This is a genomic window from Novosphingobium sp. TK71, assembly GCF_055361505.1.
The window spans coordinates 2,662,245-2,682,500 of the sequence record NZ_CM143962.1 but is presented as its reverse complement, the minus strand read 5'-3'; the positions used below and the strand labels follow the sequence as shown (position 1 = coordinate 2,682,500).

The 20,256-nt window shown below is 66.0% G+C and carries 22 protein-coding genes; 11 read left to right on the top strand and 11 right to left on the bottom strand.

The features are described 5' to 3' along the window. The first annotated feature begins 61 nt into the window (after window positions 1–61). The gene (locus ACXJ16_RS12520; RefSeq protein ID WP_463920774.1) at window positions 62–928 is read left to right on the top strand and encodes an SMP-30/gluconolactonase/LRE family protein; all 867 of its coding nucleotides are present in this window, start codon (window positions 62–64) and stop codon (window positions 926–928) included. A gap of 117 nt (window positions 929–1,045) precedes the next feature. Here the strand turns inward: ACXJ16_RS12520 and ACXJ16_RS12515 are convergent, their stop codons facing one another. The 4 genes from ACXJ16_RS12515 to ACXJ16_RS12500 all read right to left on the bottom strand — a co-directional run bounded on the left by ACXJ16_RS12515 (window position 1,046) and on the right by ACXJ16_RS12500 (window position 5,898). After that, window positions 1,046–1,801, bottom strand: coding sequence for a M23 family metallopeptidase (locus ACXJ16_RS12515; protein WP_463920773.1), 756 nt, complete (start codon window positions 1,799–1,801; stop codon window positions 1,046–1,048). 112 nt (window positions 1,802–1,913) lie between these two features. After that, on the bottom strand, window positions 1,914–2,705 hold the full coding sequence (locus ACXJ16_RS12510; protein WP_454796456.1) for a ferritin-like domain-containing protein: 792 nt from the start codon (window positions 2,703–2,705) through the stop codon (window positions 1,914–1,916). After that, the gene (locus tag ACXJ16_RS12505) at window positions 2,705–3,190 is read right to left on the bottom strand and encodes a peroxiredoxin (protein ID WP_324697595.1); all 486 of its coding nucleotides are present in this window, start codon (window positions 3,188–3,190) and stop codon (window positions 2,705–2,707) included. Before ACXJ16_RS12505 ends, ACXJ16_RS12510 begins: the two co-directional genes overlap by 1 nt. Next, window positions 3,187–5,898, bottom strand: a complete 2,712-nt coding sequence (locus ACXJ16_RS12500; RefSeq protein ID WP_463921793.1) for a bifunctional [glutamine synthetase] adenylyltransferase/[glutamine synthetase]-adenylyl-L-tyrosine phosphorylase — start codon at window positions 5,896–5,898, stop codon at window positions 3,187–3,189. Before ACXJ16_RS12500 ends, ACXJ16_RS12505 begins: the two co-directional genes overlap by 4 nt. Window positions 5,899–6,075: 177 nt before the next feature. Between ACXJ16_RS12500 and ACXJ16_RS12495 the strand changes: the two genes are divergently transcribed. From ACXJ16_RS12495 to ACXJ16_RS12475, 5 genes are all read left to right on the top strand, one after another. Further along, window positions 6,076–7,056 carry an agmatine deiminase family protein gene (locus tag ACXJ16_RS12495; RefSeq protein WP_463920772.1) on the top strand — a complete coding sequence of 327 codons (981 nt, stop codon included), beginning with the start codon at window positions 6,076–6,078 and terminating at the stop codon, window positions 7,054–7,056. A gap of 121 nt (window positions 7,057–7,177) precedes the next feature. Next, window positions 7,178–7,333, top strand: a complete 156-nt coding sequence (locus ACXJ16_RS12490) for a hypothetical protein (protein WP_156336816.1) — start codon at window positions 7,178–7,180, stop codon at window positions 7,331–7,333. A gap of 210 nt (window positions 7,334–7,543) precedes the next feature. Next, window positions 7,544–7,747, top strand: coding sequence for a hypothetical protein (locus ACXJ16_RS12485; protein WP_243692675.1), 204 nt, complete (start codon window positions 7,544–7,546; stop codon window positions 7,745–7,747). Then, window positions 7,744–8,631: a bestrophin family protein gene (locus tag ACXJ16_RS12480; RefSeq protein WP_054441151.1), complete on the top strand. Its 888-nt coding sequence runs from the start codon at window positions 7,744–7,746 to the stop codon at window positions 8,629–8,631. The genes ACXJ16_RS12485 and ACXJ16_RS12480 overlap by 4 nt, the downstream gene beginning before the upstream one ends. Before the next feature lie 39 nt (window positions 8,632–8,670). Further along, window positions 8,671–9,012, top strand: coding sequence for a hypothetical protein (locus ACXJ16_RS12475; protein WP_463920771.1), 342 nt, complete (start codon window positions 8,671–8,673; stop codon window positions 9,010–9,012). Between the two features lie 84 nt (window positions 9,013–9,096). On the opposite strand, the gene ACXJ16_RS12470 is transcribed toward ACXJ16_RS12475, so the two are convergent. The 3 genes from ACXJ16_RS12470 to ACXJ16_RS12460 are packed head-to-tail and all read right to left on the bottom strand — an operon-like array spanning window position 9,097 to window position 11,741. After that, window positions 9,097–10,089 (bottom strand): LLM class flavin-dependent oxidoreductase, encoded by a 993-nt coding sequence (locus tag ACXJ16_RS12470; protein ID WP_463920770.1) that lies wholly within the window; start codon window positions 10,087–10,089, stop codon window positions 9,097–9,099. Continuing rightward, entirely contained in the window at window positions 10,086–10,958 is an 873-nt protein-coding gene (locus ACXJ16_RS12465; RefSeq protein ID WP_185998282.1) for a tetratricopeptide repeat protein, read from the bottom strand. Before ACXJ16_RS12465 ends, ACXJ16_RS12470 begins: the two co-directional genes overlap by 4 nt. An 18-nt stretch (window positions 10,959–10,976) precedes the next feature. Continuing rightward, entirely contained in the window at window positions 10,977–11,741 is a 765-nt protein-coding gene (locus ACXJ16_RS12460) for an alpha/beta fold hydrolase (RefSeq protein ID WP_054441147.1), read from the bottom strand. Window positions 11,742–11,869: 128 nt separating this feature from the next. Between ACXJ16_RS12460 and ACXJ16_RS12455 the strand changes: the two genes are divergently transcribed. Then, window positions 11,870–13,201 carry a glycosyltransferase family protein gene (locus ACXJ16_RS12455; RefSeq protein WP_463920769.1) on the top strand — a complete coding sequence of 444 codons (1,332 nt, stop codon included), beginning with the start codon at window positions 11,870–11,872 and terminating at the stop codon, window positions 13,199–13,201. A gap of 64 nt (window positions 13,202–13,265) precedes the next feature. Here the strand turns inward: ACXJ16_RS12455 and ACXJ16_RS12450 are convergent, their stop codons facing one another. Genes ACXJ16_RS12450 through ACXJ16_RS12440 form a run of 3 tightly spaced genes read right to left on the bottom strand, consistent with a single transcriptional unit; the run spans window position 13,266 to window position 14,077 of the window. Beyond that, a complete protein-coding gene (locus ACXJ16_RS12450) occupies window positions 13,266–13,433 on the bottom strand; it encodes a hypothetical protein (protein ID WP_156336813.1) in 168 nt (55 codons plus the stop codon). A gap of 3 nt (window positions 13,434–13,436) precedes the next feature. Continuing rightward, window positions 13,437–13,628, bottom strand: coding sequence for a helix-turn-helix transcriptional regulator (locus ACXJ16_RS12445; protein WP_324697606.1), 192 nt, complete (start codon window positions 13,626–13,628; stop codon window positions 13,437–13,439). Then, window positions 13,625–14,077, bottom strand: coding sequence for a hypothetical protein (locus ACXJ16_RS12440; RefSeq protein WP_463920768.1), 453 nt, complete (start codon window positions 14,075–14,077; stop codon window positions 13,625–13,627). Before ACXJ16_RS12440 ends, ACXJ16_RS12445 begins: the two co-directional genes overlap by 4 nt. Window positions 14,078–14,466: 389 nt before the next feature. Here ACXJ16_RS12440 and thrS point away from each other — a divergent pair, with 389 nt between their 5' ends. From thrS to ACXJ16_RS12420, 4 genes are all read left to right on the top strand, one after another. Then, on the top strand, window positions 14,467–16,464 hold the full coding sequence (gene thrS, locus ACXJ16_RS12435) for a threonine--tRNA ligase (protein WP_054441143.1): 1,998 nt from the start codon (window positions 14,467–14,469) through the stop codon (window positions 16,462–16,464). Window positions 16,465–16,477: 13 nt separating this feature from the next. Beyond that, window positions 16,478–16,921, top strand: a complete 444-nt coding sequence (locus ACXJ16_RS12430) for an acetyltransferase (RefSeq protein WP_454796463.1) — start codon at window positions 16,478–16,480, stop codon at window positions 16,919–16,921. After that, on the top strand, window positions 16,918–17,592 hold the full coding sequence (locus ACXJ16_RS12425; protein ID WP_463920767.1) for a spermidine synthase: 675 nt from the start codon (window positions 16,918–16,920) through the stop codon (window positions 17,590–17,592). The genes ACXJ16_RS12430 and ACXJ16_RS12425 overlap by 4 nt, the downstream gene beginning before the upstream one ends. A gap of 326 nt (window positions 17,593–17,918) precedes the next feature. After that, window positions 17,919–19,145, top strand: coding sequence for an NAD(P)/FAD-dependent oxidoreductase (locus tag ACXJ16_RS12420; protein WP_054441140.1), 1,227 nt, complete (start codon window positions 17,919–17,921; stop codon window positions 19,143–19,145). On the opposite strand, the gene queG is transcribed toward ACXJ16_RS12420, so the two are convergent. Beyond that, on the bottom strand, window positions 19,129–20,244 hold the full coding sequence (queG, locus tag ACXJ16_RS12415; RefSeq protein ID WP_324697613.1) for a tRNA epoxyqueuosine(34) reductase QueG: 1,116 nt from the start codon (window positions 20,242–20,244) through the stop codon (window positions 19,129–19,131). The genes ACXJ16_RS12420 and queG overlap by 17 nt on opposite strands. Window positions 20,245–20,256: the final 12 nt, after the last annotated feature.

Here is a 20,256-nt window from a genome sequence, read left to right as displayed (position 1 = left end):
AACTCCGATATGATCAATCTCGAAACGCGTCGCCATGATGCGCTTTGGGAAAGGAAGTCGCTTGGGAGCCGGGATCGAGTTCGAATGCCTCGCTACGGGATTCTATCTCGAAGCCCTCCTCGTTGACGGCGAGGATGTCTGGTTTACCGACGTCGTGGAAGGCGGTGTGCGGAAGGTTGGAGGGGACCGGATCTTACTGCCCGAGCGCTCCATGGTCGGCGGGCTGTTGTTGAACGAGGATGGCAGCCTGCTGGTGAGTGGTGGCGGGGGTATCCAATGGGTTCACCCTGCAACGCATGCCTTCGGCAATCTCGTCGATGGACTGGCCGGTGTGAACGAGATCCGCTCGGATGGGGCTGGCGGCATATATTTCGGCACGATCGATCTTGCCGCGATCCTCGCCGGCAGGCGACCGGCACCTTCATCCATCCAGCACCTTTCGAGCGAGTGCGTGCTCTCTCAAGTACGTGGCGGGCTGGCGTTTGCGAACGGCCTGAGTGTCAGCGCCGATGGCTCTTTTCTCTATTTCAACGAGAGTTTTGCGGCCGTCAGGGCTTTCCCGATCGAAAAGGGCGGGAGCCTGGGCGAACCGATCACGTTTCTGGACATGCCGGATTGCGACGGGATGGCACTGGATGCAGAAGGCAATCTCTGGATCACCGGCTTTGCTTCGGGTGAGCTTCGCTGCCTCCGTCCGGATGGAAGCGAAGTCCGGCGCCTTGCATTGCCAGGAAAGGCCTGCACCAACGTCCGCTTCGGCGGGGCCGATCTGAGCGATCTATATGTAACGATCGTCGACCCCGGCTCAGCACAGGCTCTGGCCGAAGGGCAGCCCTTGAGGGACCGGAACTCTGCAATCTATCGTACACGGAGCCCTGTTCCGGGAGCGCCGCTTGCAACGGCCTGTTTCAGGCTGGGCCGCGAATAGCTGATGCTCGCGCGCCCATAAGAAAAGGCGGCCTTGCGACCGCCTCTTCCCTCCTCTCCAAATCTTTGATGGCCGGTCCGTCTTTGCGCGGTCCCTGGCCGACCTGGAACTTTTGCCTCAGCCGCCCTGGGTGTCGGTTTCGGCGGCAGCCATGCGATCGCCCTGCATGTAGGGGATCGGATTGACCGCTTCGCCGTCAACGCGGACTTCGTAATGCAGGTGCGGGCCGGTAGAGTTGCCGGTGGTGCCGACGAAGCCGATCACGTCGCCCTTGTGGACCATCTGGCCTTCGGCAACGTTGAGGCGCGACATGTGACCGTAACGGGTTTCGAGGTCTCCGCCGTGTTCGAGCGAAACGAACAGGCCGTAACCGCCGAACCAGGCTGCCTTGCCGACGACGCCATCAGCCGTAGCGTAAATGGGAGTGCCGATCGGGGCGCCGAGATCGATGCCCTTGTGGGCGCGGCGGCCGCCGAGGATCGGGTGGTTGCGCATGCCGAAGCTGCTGGTCAGCTTGAGGCCTTCAAGCGGAGTACGCGAAGGGATCGAGACTGCGCTGAGCTTGGCCGCGCCAGGAATGGCGGGCTTGGCCTTGGCGGAAGCGAGGCCGGTTTCCTCGAAGTTCTGCCAGGAGCTGAAAAGGTTGCGGAACTGCTCGTCCTCACCGCCGCCGGCCGACTGGTTCGCGGCCTGCGAGGCACGAAGCGGGGCGGAGATATCGGCAGCGGCAGCGCTGCTGTTGGCCATCGCCGGGTGAGCGGCGACTAGGGAACCTGCGACGGCGACGGCACCGGTCACTGCGCGGAACTTGGCGAAGAATTTCGTTACGACCACTCGCAATACCTTGTTATCCGCCGCGTGCTGCGAAGCCACGACGCTTGTTCTAAGCAGGCGAACCGAAGGTACGCCGCGCAAACCCTAAGTTTTGGAGATGGTCGGAACCCCCCGCCGTCTCGCGAATTGGAGTTATGCCGAACGGATTAGATCAGGCAAGTCCGGCATATAGATCCCGCGATAAACCGGCAGCGAGACGCGCCGAGTCGTTGAACGGTGGCTTAACGGCCCCTCCAAAGTGGCGGGAAACCAAGGATTTCCAGAGGCTGTCCCGGTCCTCGTCCAACCGTTTGGCGACCTCGGCGAAATGAATTGCGCCGAACCGGACGTGCCGGATTTCGTCGTCAAGGATTCGCTCGAGGATGCGCGCGCCGCGTTCGTCGCCGTTAGCCCGGACGCGTTCGAGAGTGGCCGGGGTCACATCGAGACCGCGCGCTTCCAGCACCATCGGAACCACTGCGAGGCGGGCAGCCACGTCGTGACGGGTTCCATGCGCTGCTTCCCAGAGGCCATCGTGGGCGGGCAGCGCGCCGTAACGGCTGCCGAGTGTTCGCAGATGGCGATCGAGCAGGGCGAAATGCATCGCCTCGTCCGCCGCGACCGACAGGAAATCGCTTACGAACCCCTCGTCCATCTCCCCGCCGAAGCGCCCTGCCATGTCCAGTGCAAGGTCGATCGCGACGAATTCGATATGGGCCAGCGCATGCCACAGGGCGATCCGGCCGCGCTCGGACCCGCCCTTGCCGCGTTTGGGCATGCGGTTCGGGGGCAGCAGTTCGGGCGCGTCGGGCCGTCCGGGCAGGTCGGGCATTTCCACGTCGAACGCGAAGGAGAGTTTCCCGAGCCGCCAGTCGCGCGCGACCTTGCGCGTGGCCATGGCCTTGGCCCAGGGATTACATTCGAGCAGCGCTTCGCGGATGGCTGCCGCAACGGAACCGGTCATCAGAGCGCCTTCGCGGCCTCCAGTACCTGCTGTGCGTGATCCTTGACCTTCACCTTGTCCCACACGCGGGCGATCTTGCCGTCGGCGCCGATCAGGTAGGTGGTGCGGACCATGCCCATGTAAGTGCGGCCGTAGTTCTGCTTTTCGGTCCAGATGCCGAGCGCGTCGGAGAGCCCGTTTTCCTCGGCGTCAGTGGCGAGCGGCGCCTTGAGATCGTGCTTGGCTATGAAGTTCTGGTGCCTTTTGGCGGAGTCCTTGCTCACCCCGAGGAGTGCGGTTCCGGCCGCATCGAACTGGTCCTTCAGGGCCGAGAAATCGATGTTTTCCGTGGTGCAGCCGGGAGTGCTGTCCTTCGGATAAAAGAACACGACCAGTTTCCTGCCCGCGAAGTCCGAGACTTTCACGGTGCCGCCTTCCGGCGTTTCGAGCGCGATATCGGGGAATGCGTCGCCGATGCCGAAGTGTCCGGGGGCACGAGTGTTCATGGGGTGGTCTCCAGTGTTTCGTCGAAGGCCTGTTGCCAGGCCGCGGCAACTTGCGCGCGGGCCCGGGCCAGGCTGTTCTCGAGGTCTTGCCAGTCGCCATAGCCACATGCGCGCACCAGCGCCATGCAGGCGGCATCCACAGGTTTCAGCGAATCGGGCGCGAGCAGGCGGGCGGCGACAAGCAGGCGCGTCAGCACGTCATGCGCAGGCTCGAGGCTTGCCGGAAGCAGCCCTTGCGCAGCCAGCAGGCGGACCGCCTCGCCCAGGTCGGCATCGAGACCTTCCCCGCTGCGCAACTGGGTGAAGTGGACAAGGAATTCGAGGTCCACCAGCCCGCCGCGCATCAGCTTGACGTCGAGCGGGCCTTTCGGCGGCTTGTGGCCGGCCATGCGGGTGCGCATCTCCAGTACGTCGGTGCGCAGCCGGGCCGGATCGCGGGGAGCGGTGAGCACATCGCGGATGATCGTGCCCAGTTTGCCGCGAGCTTCGCGCGAGCCGCGGAGCGGACGGGCGCGGCAGAGTGCCATGTGCTCCCAGGTCCATGCCTGCTCCTGCTGGTAGCGGGCGAAACTGTCGAGGCTGGCGGCGGGCGGGCCCTGCTCGCCGGAGGGACGCAGCCTTGTGTCCACTTCGTAAAGCGCGCCTTCGGCGGTTTGCACGGAGAGCGCGGCCGTCACCCGCTGGGACAGGCGGTTGTAGTAGAGCGTGGCGCCGAGCGGCCGCCGCCCATCCGATTCCTGCGAGAAATCGCCGGTGAAAAGATAGATCAGATCGAGGTCGGAGGCGTGTGTGAGCACGCCGCCGCCCATTCGGCCAAGGCCCAGTACAACGACTTCGCTACCGGGCACGCTGCCATGAACGTCCCGGAATTCCGTTACCGCCGCGTCGGTCAGAACCACGAGCGCGGCCTCTGCGATCCGGCCGAGGGCATGGCCGATGTCCAGCGGGTCGTTCACGCCTTCGATCAGTTGCACGCCCAGGGCAAAGCGGCGATCCCCGACCTTGCGACGGACCGTATTGAGCTTGCGTTCGTAATCGTCGCCCGGTTCGAAGCGAGAGAATTCGGCGATCAGTTCGGGCAGGGTGCCGGGCAGGTCGAAGGCGCTTGCGTCGATCAGGGGGTCAAGCAGGTCAGCACGCCGGGCAAGCGAATCGGCGAGCGGGGGAGCGAGGCTGAGGATTCGCGCCAGCCGCTCGATCAGGGCCGGGCGTGCCTCGAGCAGGCGGAACAGGTTGATCGCCGTGGGCAGGTTGTTGAGGAGCTGTTCCCAGCGCGCCATGGCGCGCTCCGGCTCGGGTGCCGCGGCCAGGGCGGCAAGCAGGTTCGGGCGAATCGCTTCGAAGGCAAGCCGTGCCGCGTCGCTGCGCAGGGCCCGCATCCGGCCCGAAAGCCAGCCTTCGATCCGGACGACCATGGCGTCGGGATCGGCAAACCCCAGATGCATCAGTTCGTCGCGCAGGTCTTCCTGCGGAGGCGTGGCAATCGCGATTGCAGGCCCGCTGGGCATATTGGCCATGACCAGCGCATCGTAACGCTCGCCGACGGCTTCGGTGATTTCGGTCAGCTCGGCAATCAGGGCGGCGCCGTCCGGCAGGCCGTCCAGACGGGCGACTTCGTCCAGCAGTTCGGGCCTGGTCGGCAGGGAATGGGTCTGCTGGTCCTGCATCATCTGCAGGCGGTGCTCGACGGTGCGGAGCCGATCGTAGCTTTCGCCAAGCAGACGCGCATCCTCGGGCGGGACGAGCCCGGCTTCGGCCAGTGCGTCCAGCGTGGCGCGGGTGCCGCGCAGGCGCAGCGCGGGGTTGCGGCCGCCGTGGATGAGCTGGTGAGTCTGGGCGTAGAATTCGACCTCGCGAATGCCGCCGCGCCCTTTCTTGAGATCGAAGCCGGGACCGACAGTGACGCTTCCGCGGGTATTGGCGCGGATCTGCGCGGTAAGGCGGCCGATTTCGGCAATGGCGCCGAAGTCGAGGCTCTTGCGCCAGACAAACGAGCGGATCGCGGCAAGGAATGCCTCGCCCGCCGCAATGTCGCCCGAGCAGGCGCGGGCGCGAATGAAGGCTGCGCGCTCCCAGGCGAGGGCGGAGGATTCGTAGTGAGTGAGGGCGCCATTTATCGAGATCGCCAGCGGGCTGACTTCGGACGCCGGGCGCAATCGCAAGTCGGTTCGGAAGACGTAGCCTTCCTCGGTTACCCCGGCGAGCGTTTCGACCACGGCGCGGGCCACGCGCTGGGCGGCTTCACCGGGCTCGTCGCGGTCACGGCGGGGGAGGAGCTGCGGATCGAACAGCAGGATCGGATCGATGTCAGAGCTGTAGTTGAGTTCGCGGGCACCATGCTTGCCGAGCGCCAGGGCAAGGAAGCCCGCAGGCTCGGCATCGGGCACGCGGCGGCGGATGCCCTCGGCAATGGCGGCGTCGAGGGCGCGGTCGGCCAGGGCGGACAGTTCGCCCGTCACCGTGAGCAGGGGGAAGGCCCCGGCAAGGTCGCCGATCGCGAGGGCAAGAGCCATGGCCTGCTTTTCGCGCCTCAGCGCCGCACCGACGCTGGGAGCGCCTTCACCGGCGGCACGCGCCCAGTCGAGCGCGGCCTCGCCTTGTCCCGCAGCGAGCAGTTCGGTCAGGGCGGGCAGGCGGCCTAGCGCGCTGGACAGATAGGGGGCGTGGGCGCGGGCGCGGGCGATCGCGCCGGCCCAGTCTGCTTGCATTTCGGCATCCATCCCGGCTTCCTGCCTGCCACTGTCGCCAAGGGCAAGCATCAGACGATCATTGCAGCATGCTCTTCGGCCCGATGATTGCGGGATTGCCCCAGGGCCGGCGCTCTTCTATCGGCTCGGCCGTTCCCGCGGCACAAGCCTTGCGCCGCGGCTGAAGGAGGTTGCCCCGTGACGTTCGCCCTTCCCCCTGAATGGCATCCGCAGGACTGGATCTGGATCGGATTTCCGCACGATCCCGTCGAATGGCCGGGTTTCCTCGAAGCCGCGCAAGTGCAGATGGCCGAATTCGCCTCTGCCGTCGCCGAATCGGGACAGGAAGTACGCCTTGTCGTGCGTGACGAGGCCAACCGTGCGCGGGCGGCTTCGCTGGTCTCGTCGAAAGTTTCGCTGGAAGTGCGCCGTTATGGCGACGTCTGGCTGCGCGATACCGGGCCGCTGGTCGTGGCCGACGGAAACCGGGCGCTCAAGGCGATGCGCTTCGGCTTCAATGGCTGGGGCGGCAAGTACCTGATGGACGGCGACCAGGAGATCGGCGCCGAACTGGCTCGCGATGCCGGGCTGGAGGTCGAGACGTCGGACTGGATCCTGGAGGGCGGCGCGCTCGACGGTGATGGCACCGGGCTTGTCGCCACGACAGAGCAGTGCCTGCTCAACCCCAATCGCAATCCGCACCTCACCCGTGCCGATCTGGAAATGCGCCTGAAGCGCGATCTGGGCTATGACCGGGTGCTGTGGCTGGGCGATGGTCTGATCAACGACCACACTGACGGCCATGTCGACAATCTCGCCCGGTTCGTGGCGCCGAATGTCCTGGCCCTGCCGCGTGCGACGGGACCGAACGACCCGAATGCCTGGATCTACGCCGATGCCAAGGCCCGCGCCGAGGCAATGGGCGTGACGGTGCGCGAGGTTCCTTCGCCGGGACGCGTCGAAAGTGACGGGCGGATCGAACCGGCCAGCTACATGAACTTCGCGATCACCTCGAAGCTGGTGGTCGTGCCGGTCTATGGTACCGAGCACGACGACGAGGGCGTCGCCGCGATTGCTGCGTTGTTCCCGGACCGCGATACCGTGGGAGTCATGGCGGACGCCGTGCTGGCGGGCGGCGGGTCGTTCCACTGCTCCAGCCAGCAGATGCCTTCCCGCTGACCGGGTGTTCCGTCCGGCTCAGGGCCGGACGGAGTCCCACGTGCCGGTAGAAAGAAGTTACCGGCACGAAAACCACCCGATTTAACCGATTTGCAACGCCTCACGGGCCATGACGGCGTTCATGGCACGTATCGTCGCACTTGCGCTCAGCGCTCATGGTCTTCGGCCCCAGGGCCTGAAGGCTTCGAACCTCACGCAGGCGGGCGCTCTGCGCGGTATTCTTGTGTGCGGATGCGCACTCGCGCTCATTCTCGCCAAGGCTTCGCTCCCCTTCTGACGGGGCGATGCGCCGCCGGGGGTACCGCGCGGCAAAGGATTTCCCTTCCGTTTCAGAACATTTTTCGCGCAGATTTACGGCTCGCCGTTTCTGCTGCACCGCACATCGTGTCTGCTGCGTTGCAGCAAAACATTGTCACGAATGGTCGATGCAATCGAAATCATCCTTCCCCAGTTTACCTCTCGCGGTGACTGGAAAAGGAGATTCACCATGCGCCATATGACTGACGCCGAGCGGGCTCGCCTTCGCCAATCGCTCATCGGGAATTTTCTGCTATTGCTGTTCGGGCTGGGCGTGCTCGGATTTCTCGTGGCGATCGACAGGGCTGACTGGTTCACCCTGAGGCCGGTTTCGGGAACCTCGGTCGCGCTTTCACATGCCTCGGCCCAAGGAGGGGATTCCGCCAAGCGATGATCGTCACACCTTCGCTGCAACCCGTCCAGATATTCCGCGAGATCTGGAAACCGCTGACATTGCTGTTCGTCTGGGACGTCATCGTCACGGTGACCTACTTCGTGCTGCCGTTCCATGCGCCCGAGCTGCCGGTGACGCTGTTCGGTTCGGCGCTGGCGCTGTTCCTCGGCTTCCGGAGCAATTCGGCTTACCAGCGATGGTGGGAAGGTCGCGGGTTGTGGGGGCTGATGATCAATGCGAGCCGCAACATCGCGCGCGCCGCGCGCAACTTCATGCCCGATCCGGACGCGGCCGAACTGAAGCGCCGCATCGTCCTGCGCCAGATTGCCTACGTCAACGCGCTGCGCTGCCAGCTTCGCCGCATCAAGCCCGATGCGGAAGTGCTGCGCATGCTTTCGCGCGGGGATGCCGATGCCTCGCTGGAACGGGCCAATACCGCAAACGGCATTCTCGACGAGACTGGCCGCCGAATCGATGAAGCACGGCAGAAGGGCTGGATCGACACGATCCAGCAGGCGCAGATGGAAGCCGTGCTGGTCGATATCGCCAATGCGCAGGGCGGGATGGAGCGGCTGAAGAACACGCCGCTGCCCTATCAGTACCGATTCTTCCCGATCGTCTTCACGCACATGTTCTGCATCCTGCTGCCGATCGGACTGGTCGAGACGCTGGGCGTGGCCACGCCGCTCGGCTCGACGATTGCGGGAATCATGTTCCTTGCGGTGTTGGCCATCGGCGACGACCTGGTCGATCCTTTCGCCAATACCGTGCACGATCTGCCGCTGAACGCCATGTGCCGCACCATCGAGATCGACCTTCTCCAGTCGATAGGCGAGGAAGCGCCGGCGCCGATCACGCCCGACAAGCAGGGTATCCTGTGGTGATGCGTTGACCTTCCGCCATGGAAGCCTAGGAGCATAGCCATGGCCAAAGCAGACCGCCTCGAACGCATGGACAACCGCCGTGCCGATCTCGAAATCGAATATCGCGCCGCGCTCGTCGATGCGCTGCGTGTCACCGCCGCGGGGCAATGGGGCCTGTTCGACCACAACAAGGACAAGCAGGCCCGCGCCAAGGCGGCGCCGATGGTCGATGCGCTCAATGAGCTGGCAGACGAGATCGACGATCTTCGCGAACAGCTCGACATGGAGTGCTTCGCGCTCCATCAGGAATTCCTCGCCGCGCGCGGCCCGGTCCGGGCAGACGCGGTGGGAGAGCCGAAGCAGGCGCAGGCCTGGCTGGAGCGCCTGAAGGAAAACGGATAACCACACCGCCCGGGCGGCGTGCGCGCATTCCGGAAGGTCGCGGCGAATATCCGGGAGATTACCCCCGGATATTCCGCAAGGTGATTACGCTCCGGCCGTCTCGAAAGCGTCCATCGTCAGTTCCAGGGACCGGATCTGCGCATCGGGGTCGAAGATCGCGCCGGACACGATCAGTTCGTCGGCGCCGGTGCGCTCGATGAAGGCGTGGATCTCATCCCGAACCCGCGCCGGCGTGCCGATGGCGCTGACCGAGCGGACCTGTTCGAGCATGGCCTTGGCCGGGCCGGGCAGGCCTTCGCGATAGTTGCGGATCGGCGGGGGCAGGCGTCCCGGCGTTCCCGTGCGCAGCGCGACGAAGCTCTGGTCGGTGGAGGAGGCGAGGTAGCGGGCTTCCTCGTCGCTGTCCGCGGCAACCACGTTGATGGCGGCCATGAAGTGAGGCTTGTCCAGAACCTTGCCGGGCTGGAACCGCTCGCGGTAGATGCGCGCCGCCTCGTCGAGCATGGCGGGGGCAAAGTGCGAGGCGAAGGCGTAGGGCAGGCCGAGTATGGCAGCGAGCTGGGCACCGAACAGGCTGGAGCCGAGGAGCCACATCTCAACGTCCGCCCCGTCCGCCTGCGGCGAGGAGACCCCGCCCACCGCCTGTCCGGCGAAACGGGCCTGAAGCTCCACCACGTCCTGGGGAAAGCGTTCCGACGCGCCGTGGATGTCCTTGCGCAGGGCATTGGCAAGGCGGCCGTCCGCACCCGCTGCCCGGCCGAGGCCCAGGTCCACGCGGCCGGGGAACAGCGCCGCCAGCGTGCCGAACTGCTCGGCGATCACATAGGGGGTGTGGTTGGGCAGCATGATGCCGCCCGCACCGATGCGAATCGTCGATGTCGCCGCGCCGATATGCGCGAGCACGACCGAAGTGGCGCCGCCCGCGATCCCGTCCATCCCGTGGTGTTCCGCCACCCAGTAGCGCGCATAGCCGGCCTTTTCGGCAGCCTGCGCGGTGCGGGCGGAAATGGCGAGCGCTTCGGCGACAGTGCCGCCTTCGCGCACGGAGACGAGATCGAGGACGGAAAGCGGGATCATGGCTTTGATGTTCCTTCTGGCCCCAGCTGGCTGAGGTATTCCTTGGCGGTGGCGGCGTAAGGGCTTTCGGGGCTCATGGTGAGCACCGAGTTCCAGCTACGGCGCGCGGCTTCGTCGCGACCCGCCATGACGGCGACGACACCGGCTTCAAGGCCGATCTCGGGGTCTTGCGGGGCAAGCTGCGCGGCTTTCTCGATCTGGGTCTGGGCTTCGATCAGCTTGTTCTGGCGGCGCGAAAGCGTGGCGGAAAGCAGCCAGGCCTGCGCGTTGTCGGGATCGGCGGTGCGCGCGTCGGTGAGGGCGGCAGCGGCTTCGTCGTTCTGGCCGACCGAAACCAGCGCGCGGGCCCGGTCCAGCGCGATCGAACCGCCGAGCGAGCCGTCATTGGCGGTCTTCGCCTCGGCGGCTGCCGGGCCGAGCAGCATGAGCGCTTCTCCGGCCTTGCCGTCCGCCAGCGCGGCATTGCCTGCCATCGCGCCCAGCCGCGCACGGCTGAGATGATCGCCGGGATCGGCGATGTCGCGGGCCTGGGTGAAGGCGGCGCGCGCTTCGTCCCAGCGGTTGAGGTCGGCAAGCGCAACGCCGAGGCAGAGTCCGGCGCGCACGCGTTCGCGGCCTTGCGCGCTGGAAAGCGCCTTGCGGGCGATATCAGCGGATCGTTCGGGATCGGCCTCCACCGCGAGCAGGCAGCCGTTCTCCGCCCGCAGCGGGAGCGGGCCGGAGAACTGGGCGGATTCGGAGCGTCGCTTGCGCTCCTGATCTTCCTTCTTCTCGACGATTTCGCGCGGGAGCGCCGAGGCGTAAGGGCTGGAAATGCCGCCCGCATCGAGAGTGGACTGCATCAGCATGAGGGGAAGAAGGAAGGGCATGGGGGGACGGTCCTTAGATCAGGCCGCCGGATCGCGGGCGAGGATCAGTTCGGCAACCGTGCGCAGCAGCAGGTGGATGTCGGACTCGCGCGAGAGGCGGTGGTCACCGTCCTTGATGAGCGAGACCTGCACATCGGCTGAACGCAGGCGTTCGGACAGGCGCACGGAAATCTCCCACGGCACTTCCTCGTCCCGCTGGCCGTGCAGCAGGCGGACCGGGCCGTCGAAGGCGATTTCCTTTTCCAGCATGAGGTTGGCCTGTCCGTCGGCCCAGAAGCCGGGGTGAGTCGGCGTGGGTTCGGGGCCGTAGGGATTGTCTTCCCAGATCGTTTCGCCATCCGCGAGAACGTTCTTGTCCATCTGGGCGATGCCCCATTCGGTGAAGTCGGGGGCGGCGGCGATGCCGATCAGGCCCCTGACCTTGTCCGGCCCGGATGCGGCCAGCGCCTCGGCAACCATCAGCATGAGCCAGCCGCCCATCGAGGAACCTACCAGCACGACCTGCCCCAGCCCGGCCGCCTCGATCACCGCAAGCACTTCGTCCCGCCAGCGGGTGAGCGTGCCATCGGCAAAATCGCCGGGACTGTCGCCGCAGCCGGAATAATCGAGCAGGAGGCAGGGCCGTCCGCCCGCCCGGGCCGCTTCGAATACTGCCGTGGCCTTGCTGCCGGCCATGTCCGACATGTAGCCGGGCAGGAACACGATCGTGGGTCCGGTGCCGGGAGTGAAGCGGTGGGCGATGCGGCGCCCGTCGGGCAGCTCCAGATAACGCGTGTCGGTCATGGCGGCTCATCTGGGGGGTGAGCGCTTTCAGGACAAGTGCCGATGATTGCAAGAGTTCCGGTTGCCCCGTTCGCGGTTCGCGGCATAAGGCAGTGTCAAAGCGCCTGAAACAGGAAGTCGCCCCCCGAATGTCCGCGCAGATTCTCGACTTCCCCACGCGTCCCAGCCGTCTTGCGATGCGTCTCGAATGGTTCGCCACCGAACGTTCGGTGCTGCTGGCGATCTGGGCGCTCTATTTCGCGCTGCGGGTGGCGGTGCTGCTGATCGACGTGGCGCCCACTTCCGATGCCGCCTGGTACTTTGGCCGCGCGGCCAGCCTCGCCACCGGGCAGGGATATGCGGAAAACGGCATTCCCACGGCGTTCTGGCCTTCGGGCTGGCCGCTCGCGCTTTCCGTGGCGTTCCACCAGTTCGGCATCTCGCAGGTTACGCTGGGGCTGTTCAATCTCGCTTCGGCGATGATGATCGGGGCGGTGACGCTGGCGCTCGGCCGTCACCTGTTCGCCAACGAAGCGGCGGCGCGCGGCGGGCTGCTGCTTCTCGCGGTCTATCCCAATGCGATCGGCTATGTGCCCCTGGCCCTGACCGAGGTGTTCTACACGATGCTGCTGCTTGTCGGTTGCTGGACGGTGATCGTGCGGACCACTCGCTGGCAGTTGGTCGGAGCCGGGCTGGTCTTCGGCTTTGCCACTCTGGTGAAGGCGCAGACGCTGGTGGTGGTTCCGCTGCTGTTCGCGATCGACTGGCTGCGTGCCCGTCATGTCTGGCAGCGGCTTCCCGGCCTTCTGGCAGAGGGGGCGATCGTCGTCACCGTGGCGGGGCTGGTGGTGTTGCCGTGGTCGCTCCGCAATCGCGCGGAACTGGGCCACTGGGTCGCGGTGTCGACCAATGGCGGCTATACCCTGCTCACCGGGAACCACGATACCGCCACCGGCGACTATTCGCCCGATGCGCCGGTGGTGAAGCGGCTGATGGCGCGCGGCGATCTTGATGAAGTATCCCGCGATGCCGAGGCGGGAAGACTCGGCGCGGCGTGGATCAGGGAGAATCCCGGAAAGTTTCTGGCGCTGGCGCCCCGGAAGCTGATGCGTCTCTGGCTTCCCGATGGCGAGGCGGAATGGGCCTATCAGGGCGGCGCGCCCGGCTATTCCCGGTTCGAGATCGCCTACCGCGCGGTGCGCTACTTCAATCAGGGCTACTACGCCCTGTTGATGCTGGGGTTCGTGCTGGCCTTCGTGGTCATGACGGTGCGGCGCCTGCATGAGCGGATGCGCTGGGCGGGCTGGTGGTTGCTGCCTTACGGTGTCGCGCTCTATCCGACGCTGATCTGCCTGGTGTTCTCGGGCCAGTCACGCTTCCATTACCCGGTCATGCCGTTCGTCTGCATGACCGTGGGCTGGCTGGTGGCGGCGGCGGTGGAGCGGATCGCATGGTCGCGGCGGAAGCCGACGATCCACTAAGCGATCAGAGCAGGGCGGGCGCGATCAGAGCAGGGCGGGCGCGATCAGAGCAGGGCGGGCGCGATCAGAGCAGGGCGGGCGCGATCACCCGCACGATCACCGTGCCTGTGGAGGCTTCCGCGCTTTCCGCCTTGCGGTGGCCCGAAGCGCTGTCGTGAAGCAGCGTGAGGCCGACGGCGAGCGCGAGCGCCAATGCCACACCGGCCCCGATCCTGCCAAACCGCCCCGACATCCTTCACCCCTTCAGGAAAATTTCCTCGATCCTCATAGCAAAAACCTCGGCAATGCGAAATGCCAGAGGCAGCGAGGGGTCGTACTTGCCGGTTTCGATGGCGTTGACGCTCTGCCGGCTGACTTCCAGCCGTTCGGCAAGGTCCTGCTGGCTCCATCCGCGCTCGGCACGCAGCACTTTCAGGCGATTGTTCACGAACGGTCCGTTCCCGAGGTCGCGGTCTTGTCGGTGTCGCCGCCGATCCCGCCGAAAGTGAGGCGGTTGAACAGGGCGCCGACCGCCAGTCCCGCGCACCAGATCGGCATCACGAAGAACACCGGCAGGCGGGGCACTTCGGGGGAATAGAGTTCGAGAATGCCCCACATGCTGGTCGCCGCCAGCGTCATTCCCGTGGCGACCAGGAACTTGCGCACTTCGAGCATGCGCAGATATTCGTCCTCCAGTTCCACCAGCAGGCGGCCCATCGCCCAGAGCCAGCCAATCACGGCCAGTCCGGGAAGGATGGAAATCGCGATGGTCCGCGCATCGGCGGGGGCGTGATCGGGAATCAGCGCGCTCGCCAGCGCGATCCCGCCCACATAGGCCGCGGTGATGGGAAGGAAGCGCAGCATGTAGCGGCGGTGGGCCTGTTGTGACGAACCCATGTCCGGATTCTCCTCTTGGCAAGAATGGTCAAGGAAGCATTACAATGTGTAAAGTATCATTGTCATTTGGAGCGCCGGAGTCAAGCGTGCTTTACATCGAGGTTGGACCCGAACACGGGGTGACTTTTCCGGGCGGTGTCGCTACATGGGCGGCGATGACGCAACTGCGCACCGCCTCGATCACTGGCACGACCACTACTACCACCCGGCGCTCCCGGGGGCGGTTGGTCGCGGCCTGATCGCGCTGCCACCGTCGCCCGGGGTTCGGGCGAGCGGCGTCACTCTCCCGAATTCGGCCAAAATAGCGGCGCCAGAGCTTCACCCGCGCGCGCCTCTGTGCCATTGGGCCAGGGAAATTCAGCGCGCCGGAAACGGGAAAGACGAGTTCGATGTCCGAGATGTTCAAGATCAGCCTGCCCGACGGTTCGGTCCGCGAGATGCCGCAGGGCTCCACCCCGGCCGATGTCGCCGCCGCCATCGGTCCCGGCCTCGCCAAGGCCGCGCTTGCCGCGAAGATCGACGGCGAGCTGGTGGACCTGAGCCTGCCCTTCACCGGCGATGCCCAGCTTGCGCTGGTGACCAGCCGCGACGAGGAGGAGGCGCTGGACCTCGCCCGTCACGACTTCGCGCACGTCCTGGCCGAAGCGGTGCAGGCGCTGTTCCCCGGCACGCAGATCACCTTCGGCCCTTCGACGGACGATGGCTTCTACTACGACTTCGCCCCGAACCCGGAGCGCGGGCCGTTCACCGATGACGACCTTCCGGCCATCGAGGCCGAGATGCGCAAGATCATCGCCGCCAACAAGCCGCTGCGCCGCGAGGTCTGGGACCGCGAAACGCTGATCAGCCGCTGGAAGCAGCAGGGTGAGAATTTCAAGGCCGAATGGGCCGCCGAACTTCCCGGCGACGAGCCGCTGACCGTCTACTGGTCCGGCGAGGACTGGCTGGACATGTGCCGCGGCCCGCACCTGCCCTCGACCGGCAAGCTGGACCCCGCCGCCTTCAAGCTGACGCGCGTTTCGGGCGCCTATTGGCGCGGCGACCAGAAGAACGCGATGCTTTCGCGCATCTACGGCACCGGCTGGCTGAACAAGAAGCAGCTTGCCGCGCACCTTACGCGCCTTGAAGAAGCCGCCAAGCGCGACCACCGCAAGCTGGGCAACGAGATGGACCTGTTCCACCTCCAGGCCGAAGCGCACGGTTCGGTGTTCTGGCACCCCAAGGGCTACGTGATCTATCGCGCCCTTGAGGATTACATGCGCCGCGCGATCAGCCAGGCTGATTGCAAGGAAGTGAAGACGCCGCAGGTCATGGACGCGCGGCAGTGGGAAGCCTCGGGCCACTGGGGCAAGTACCGCGAGAACATGTTCGTCATCCCCGACGAAGTGCCCAATACCGAGGATGACGGCCCGATCATCTCGGACGACGCGCAGTGGATGGCCCTGAAGCCCATGAACTGCCCGGCGCACGTCCTGATCTTCAAGCAGGGCATCAAGTCCTACCGCGACCTGCCGCTGCGCATCGTCGAGAACGGCTGCTGCCACCGTAACGAGCCGCACGGCGCGCTGCACGGTCTGATGCGCGTGCGCCAGTTCACGCAGGACGATGGCCACATCTTCTGCCGCGAAGACCAGATCGTCGGCGAAGTGCAGGCCTTCTGCGAGATGGCGGACCGCGTCTACAAGGACTTCGGCTTCACTTACTCGATCAAGCTGGCGCTGCGTCCGGACAACCGCATCGGCACCGAGGAGCAGTGGGACAAGGCCGAGGCCGAGCTGCGCGACGCCGTCGTGCGAGCGGGTCTGGCCACCGAGGAATACGGCTGGGAAGAACTGCCCGGCGAAGGCGCGTTCTATGCGCCCAAGCTGGAATGGCACCTGACCGACGCGATCGGCCGCACCTGGCAGGTCGGCACGATCCAGTCCGACCGCATGCTGCCCGAACGCCTCGACGCGCACTACATCGGCGAGGACGGCGAGAAGCACCGCCCGGTCATGCTGCACCGCGCGATCTTCGGTTCGTACGAGCGCTTCATCGGCATCCTGATCGAGCACTTCGCCGGCAAGCTGCCGGTCTGGCTCGCCCCGGTTCAGGCCGTGGTGACCACGATCGTCTCCGACGCGGACAGCTATGCGCAGGAAGTTTCGCAGAAGCTCAGGGCCGCAGGCGTGCGCGTGGAGACCGACGTGCGCAACGAGAAGATCAACTACAAGGTGCGCGACCACTCGCTGAAGAAGGTCCCGCATCTGGTCGTGGTCGGCAAGCGCGAGGCCGAGGAAGGCACCGTGGCTATCCGCACGCTGGGGGCCGAGCACCAGAAGGTCATGACCCTCGACGATGCCATCGCCATGCTCAAGGCCGAGGCCACCGCGCCCGACTTGCGCTGACGATGTGGCGCCGATGATCCGGCCGGGCACTTCCGACGACGCCCCGCGCGCCTTCGCCATCTGGCGCGCGGCGGTGGAGGCCACGCACGGCTTCCTGTCGGCGCAGCACAAGTCCGAAATCGCCGTGCAGGTCGAACAGATGCTCCCGGCGGTGCCCTTGTGGATCGCCGAGGATGCAGGCGGCACGGCGCAAGGCTTCATGGTCTTCGCAGGCGGATCGATCGAAGCCCTCTTCGTCGATCCGGCGGTCCACGGGCGGGGTTTCGGCTCCGCGCTGGTCGCCCATGCCCTGATGCTGGAGCCGCAGGCCCGCGTCGATGCCAACGAACAGGCCGACAACGCCTTGCCCTTCTACGAATCGCGCGGTTTCCAGCGCACCGGCCGATCCGAGCGCGACGCGGACGGCCGTCCCTATCCCATCCTTCACTTGCGCCATCCCGGAAAGACATCAGCATGATCAAGCGCGAACTCATCGACACCGCGTGGATTCCTGACGGGGAGAAGCTCGAACTCTACAAGCACGATCAGGACTTCATGATCGTGCTTGGCCACAACGAGCTTATGTCCTCGCGCAAGTGGGGTAGCGAGGAAGCGCTCGCCACCATGTCCTGGGATCGCATCAAGGGCATCACCAAGCGCCCGCACATGCTGATCGGCGGCTACGGCATGGGCTTCACCTTGCGCGCGGCGCTCCGCACCCTGCCCGAGGATTCGAAGCTGACCGTGGTCGAACTGGTGCCCGAGATCATCGAATGGGCGCGTGGGCCGATGGCCGAACTGGCGCAGGGCTGTCTGGACAATCCCCGCGTCAACCTGGTGATGGGCGATGTCGCCCATGTCATCGACGCGGCACGGGCGGACTACGATGCGATCCTGCTCGATGTCGATAACGGCCCCGATGGGCTGGTGCGCGAGGACAACAACCAGATCTATTCGAAGACCGGGCTGCGGGCGGCGCGCAATGCTCTGACGCCCGACGGCGTGCTGGCGATCTGGTCCGCCGGGCCGGATTCCGCCTTCACGCGCCGGCTGGAACGCGCCGGCTTCAAGGTGGAAGAACTGAAGGTGCCCGCGCGCAGCAACGGCAAGGGGCCGAAGCACGTGATCTGGTTTGCCACGCCGGAATGAGGCCAGCGGGCGGGAGAATGCTCCGCCCGCCCACATATCCGGCCCGATGCCGCGGCGGGGAGGGCGCTTCCCCCGAGACGCTGCCCGTCGATAACTCCCCGGACGATATCTTGCCGGTTCGAATTGCCGGCGCGGCGCCCAATTCCCGCGCGAGGCATTCGAGAGCGCTTCGGGGCAGGGATCGGACGGCGCGGATCGGCGGAAGACCTGCCGCCGTCCGATACGTTCGCGGCGTATCATCCGCAAATGCGAGATGCCGGGACGGGAAATTCAATTTCGCCAAGGGGCATTGACCGCACGGCAAAATTGCCCGAACCCCACCGCCCATGAGCAAGGCAGACGTTGTTATCGTGGGAGCCGGGCACGGCGGTGCGCAATGCGCTATCGCCCTTCGCCAGAACGGTTTCGAGGGGACCATCACCGTCATCGGCCGCGAGCCGGAGCATCCTTACGAGCGTCCGCCGCTCTCCAAGGAGTACTTCGCGCGCGAGAAGACGTTCGACCGGCTGTACATCCGCCCGCCGACCTTCTGGGCCGAAAAGGAAATCACCTTCAAGCTCGGCACCGAAGTGACCAAGGTCGATGCCGCGGCGCGGGAACTCACGCTGTCGAACGGCGAGACTTACGGATATGGCAAGCTGGTCTGGGCCACGGGCGGCGATCCGCGCCGGCTTTCGTGCTCTGGCGCGGACCTCGCCGGCGTCCATGCGGTGCGCACCCGCGAGGACTGCGATACGCTGATGGCCGAAGTCGATGCGGGCACGAAGAACGTGGTCGTGATCGGCGGGGGCTATATCGGGCTTGAAGCGGCGGCCGTGCTCTCGAAGATGGGCCTTTCGGTCACGCTGCTGGAAGCGCTGCCGCGCGTCCTCGCCCGCGTTGCCGGAGAGCCGCTCTCGGAATTCTACCAGAAGGAACACCGCGACCACGGCGTGGACCTGCGCACCGGTGTCGCCGTCGAATGCCTCGTGGGGGATGGCCACAAGGTCACCGGCGTGCAGCTTGCCGATGGCGCGGTGCTTCCCGCCGAGGCGGTGATCGTGGGCATCGGCATCGTTCCGGCGGTCGGTCCGCTGATCCTGGCGGGCGCAGCGGGCGCCAATGGCGTCGATGTGGACGAATATTGCCGCACGTCGCTGCCCGATATCTATGCCATCGGCGATTGTGCCGCTTTCGCCTGCGACTTTGCGGGCGGCGCGGTGATGCGGGTGGAATCGGTGCAGAATGCCAATGACATGGCGACCTGCGTGGCCAAGGCGATCTGCGGCGACGAGAAGCCGTACAAGGCCTTCCCGTGGTTCTGGTCCAACCAGTACGACCTGCGCCTGCAGACGGCCGGCATCAACCTCGGCTTCGACCAGACGGTGATTCGCGGCAATCCCGAGGATCGCAGCTTCTCGGTAGTCTACCTCAAGGAAGGCAAGGTTCTCGCGCTAGACTGCGTGAACATGGTCAAGGACTACGTGCAGGGGCGCAAATTGGTGGAAGCGGGTGCGAAGCCCGATCTCGCGGCGCTGGCCGACAAGGAAAAGCCGCTCAAGGAACTGCTCTGATTTCGGGAACCTCCCCGCCGCTGGCCGGTGGGGAGGTTTCCAATCGCCGTGCCGCCCAGTGCGCTGCTTCGGACACGGCCGGATCGGGGTCGCCCAGCAGAGGCTCCACTTGCGCCATCAGGGCCGGGTTGCCGTTGTTCCCCGCCGCGTAGAGGCAGTTGCGCACGAAGCGGTCGCGGCCGATGCGCTTGATCGGAGAGCCCGAGAACAGCTTGCGGAAGCCCGCATCGTCCAGCGTCAGCAGGTCCGCCAGCTCCGGTGCGGTGAGCTCGGCGCGGGGCAGGAACGCCTTGAGACGGCTGGCCGTCTCGGCGAACTTGTTCCACGGACAGACGGCCAGGCAATCGTCGCAGCCGTAGATGCGGTTGCCCAGCGCCTCGCGGAACTCCTCCGGGATCGGCCCCTTGTGCTCGATGGTGAGGTAGCTGACACAGCGGCGGGCATCGAGGCGATAGGGTGAAGGGAACGCAGCGGTCGGGCAGGCATCCTGGCAGGCGCTGCACGATCCGCAGCGATCGGGGCCGGGTGCGGAAAGCGGCAGGTCCAGCGTCGTGTAGATTTCGCCCAGGAACAGCCAGGATCCGTGATCGCGGCTCACCATGTTGGTGTGCTTGCCCTGCCAGCCCAGCCCGGCGGCGGCCGCCAGCGGCTTTTCCATGACCGGGGCGGTATCGGTGAAGACTTTCACGCCGGCCGGCCCCAGCCCGCGCTTGTCGGCCTCGAAGACCAGCCACCGGGCAAGGTTCTTGAGCGCCTTCTTCACCCAGTCGTGATAATCGGCGCCCTGGGCATAGACCGAGATACGGCCCACCTCCGGCGTTTCGGCAAGCAGCAGCGGATCGCCGGCGGGGGCATAGCTCATGCCCAGCGCGATCACGCGCCGGGCCTCGGGCCAGAGCCCTTGCGGCGAGTGGCGATGATGCGCGCGATCCGCCATCCACTCCATCGAACCATGCATGCCTTCGGCCAGCCACGAATCGAGCCGCGCAGCCCGATCCGTATCCTCCTCCGCCGGCGCGATGCCGAAAGCGCAGAACCCCAGCTCCCGGGCTTGCGCCTCGAGATCGCGGGTCAGGACATTCAGAGCATCGTTAACCAAGCTTGCGGACTC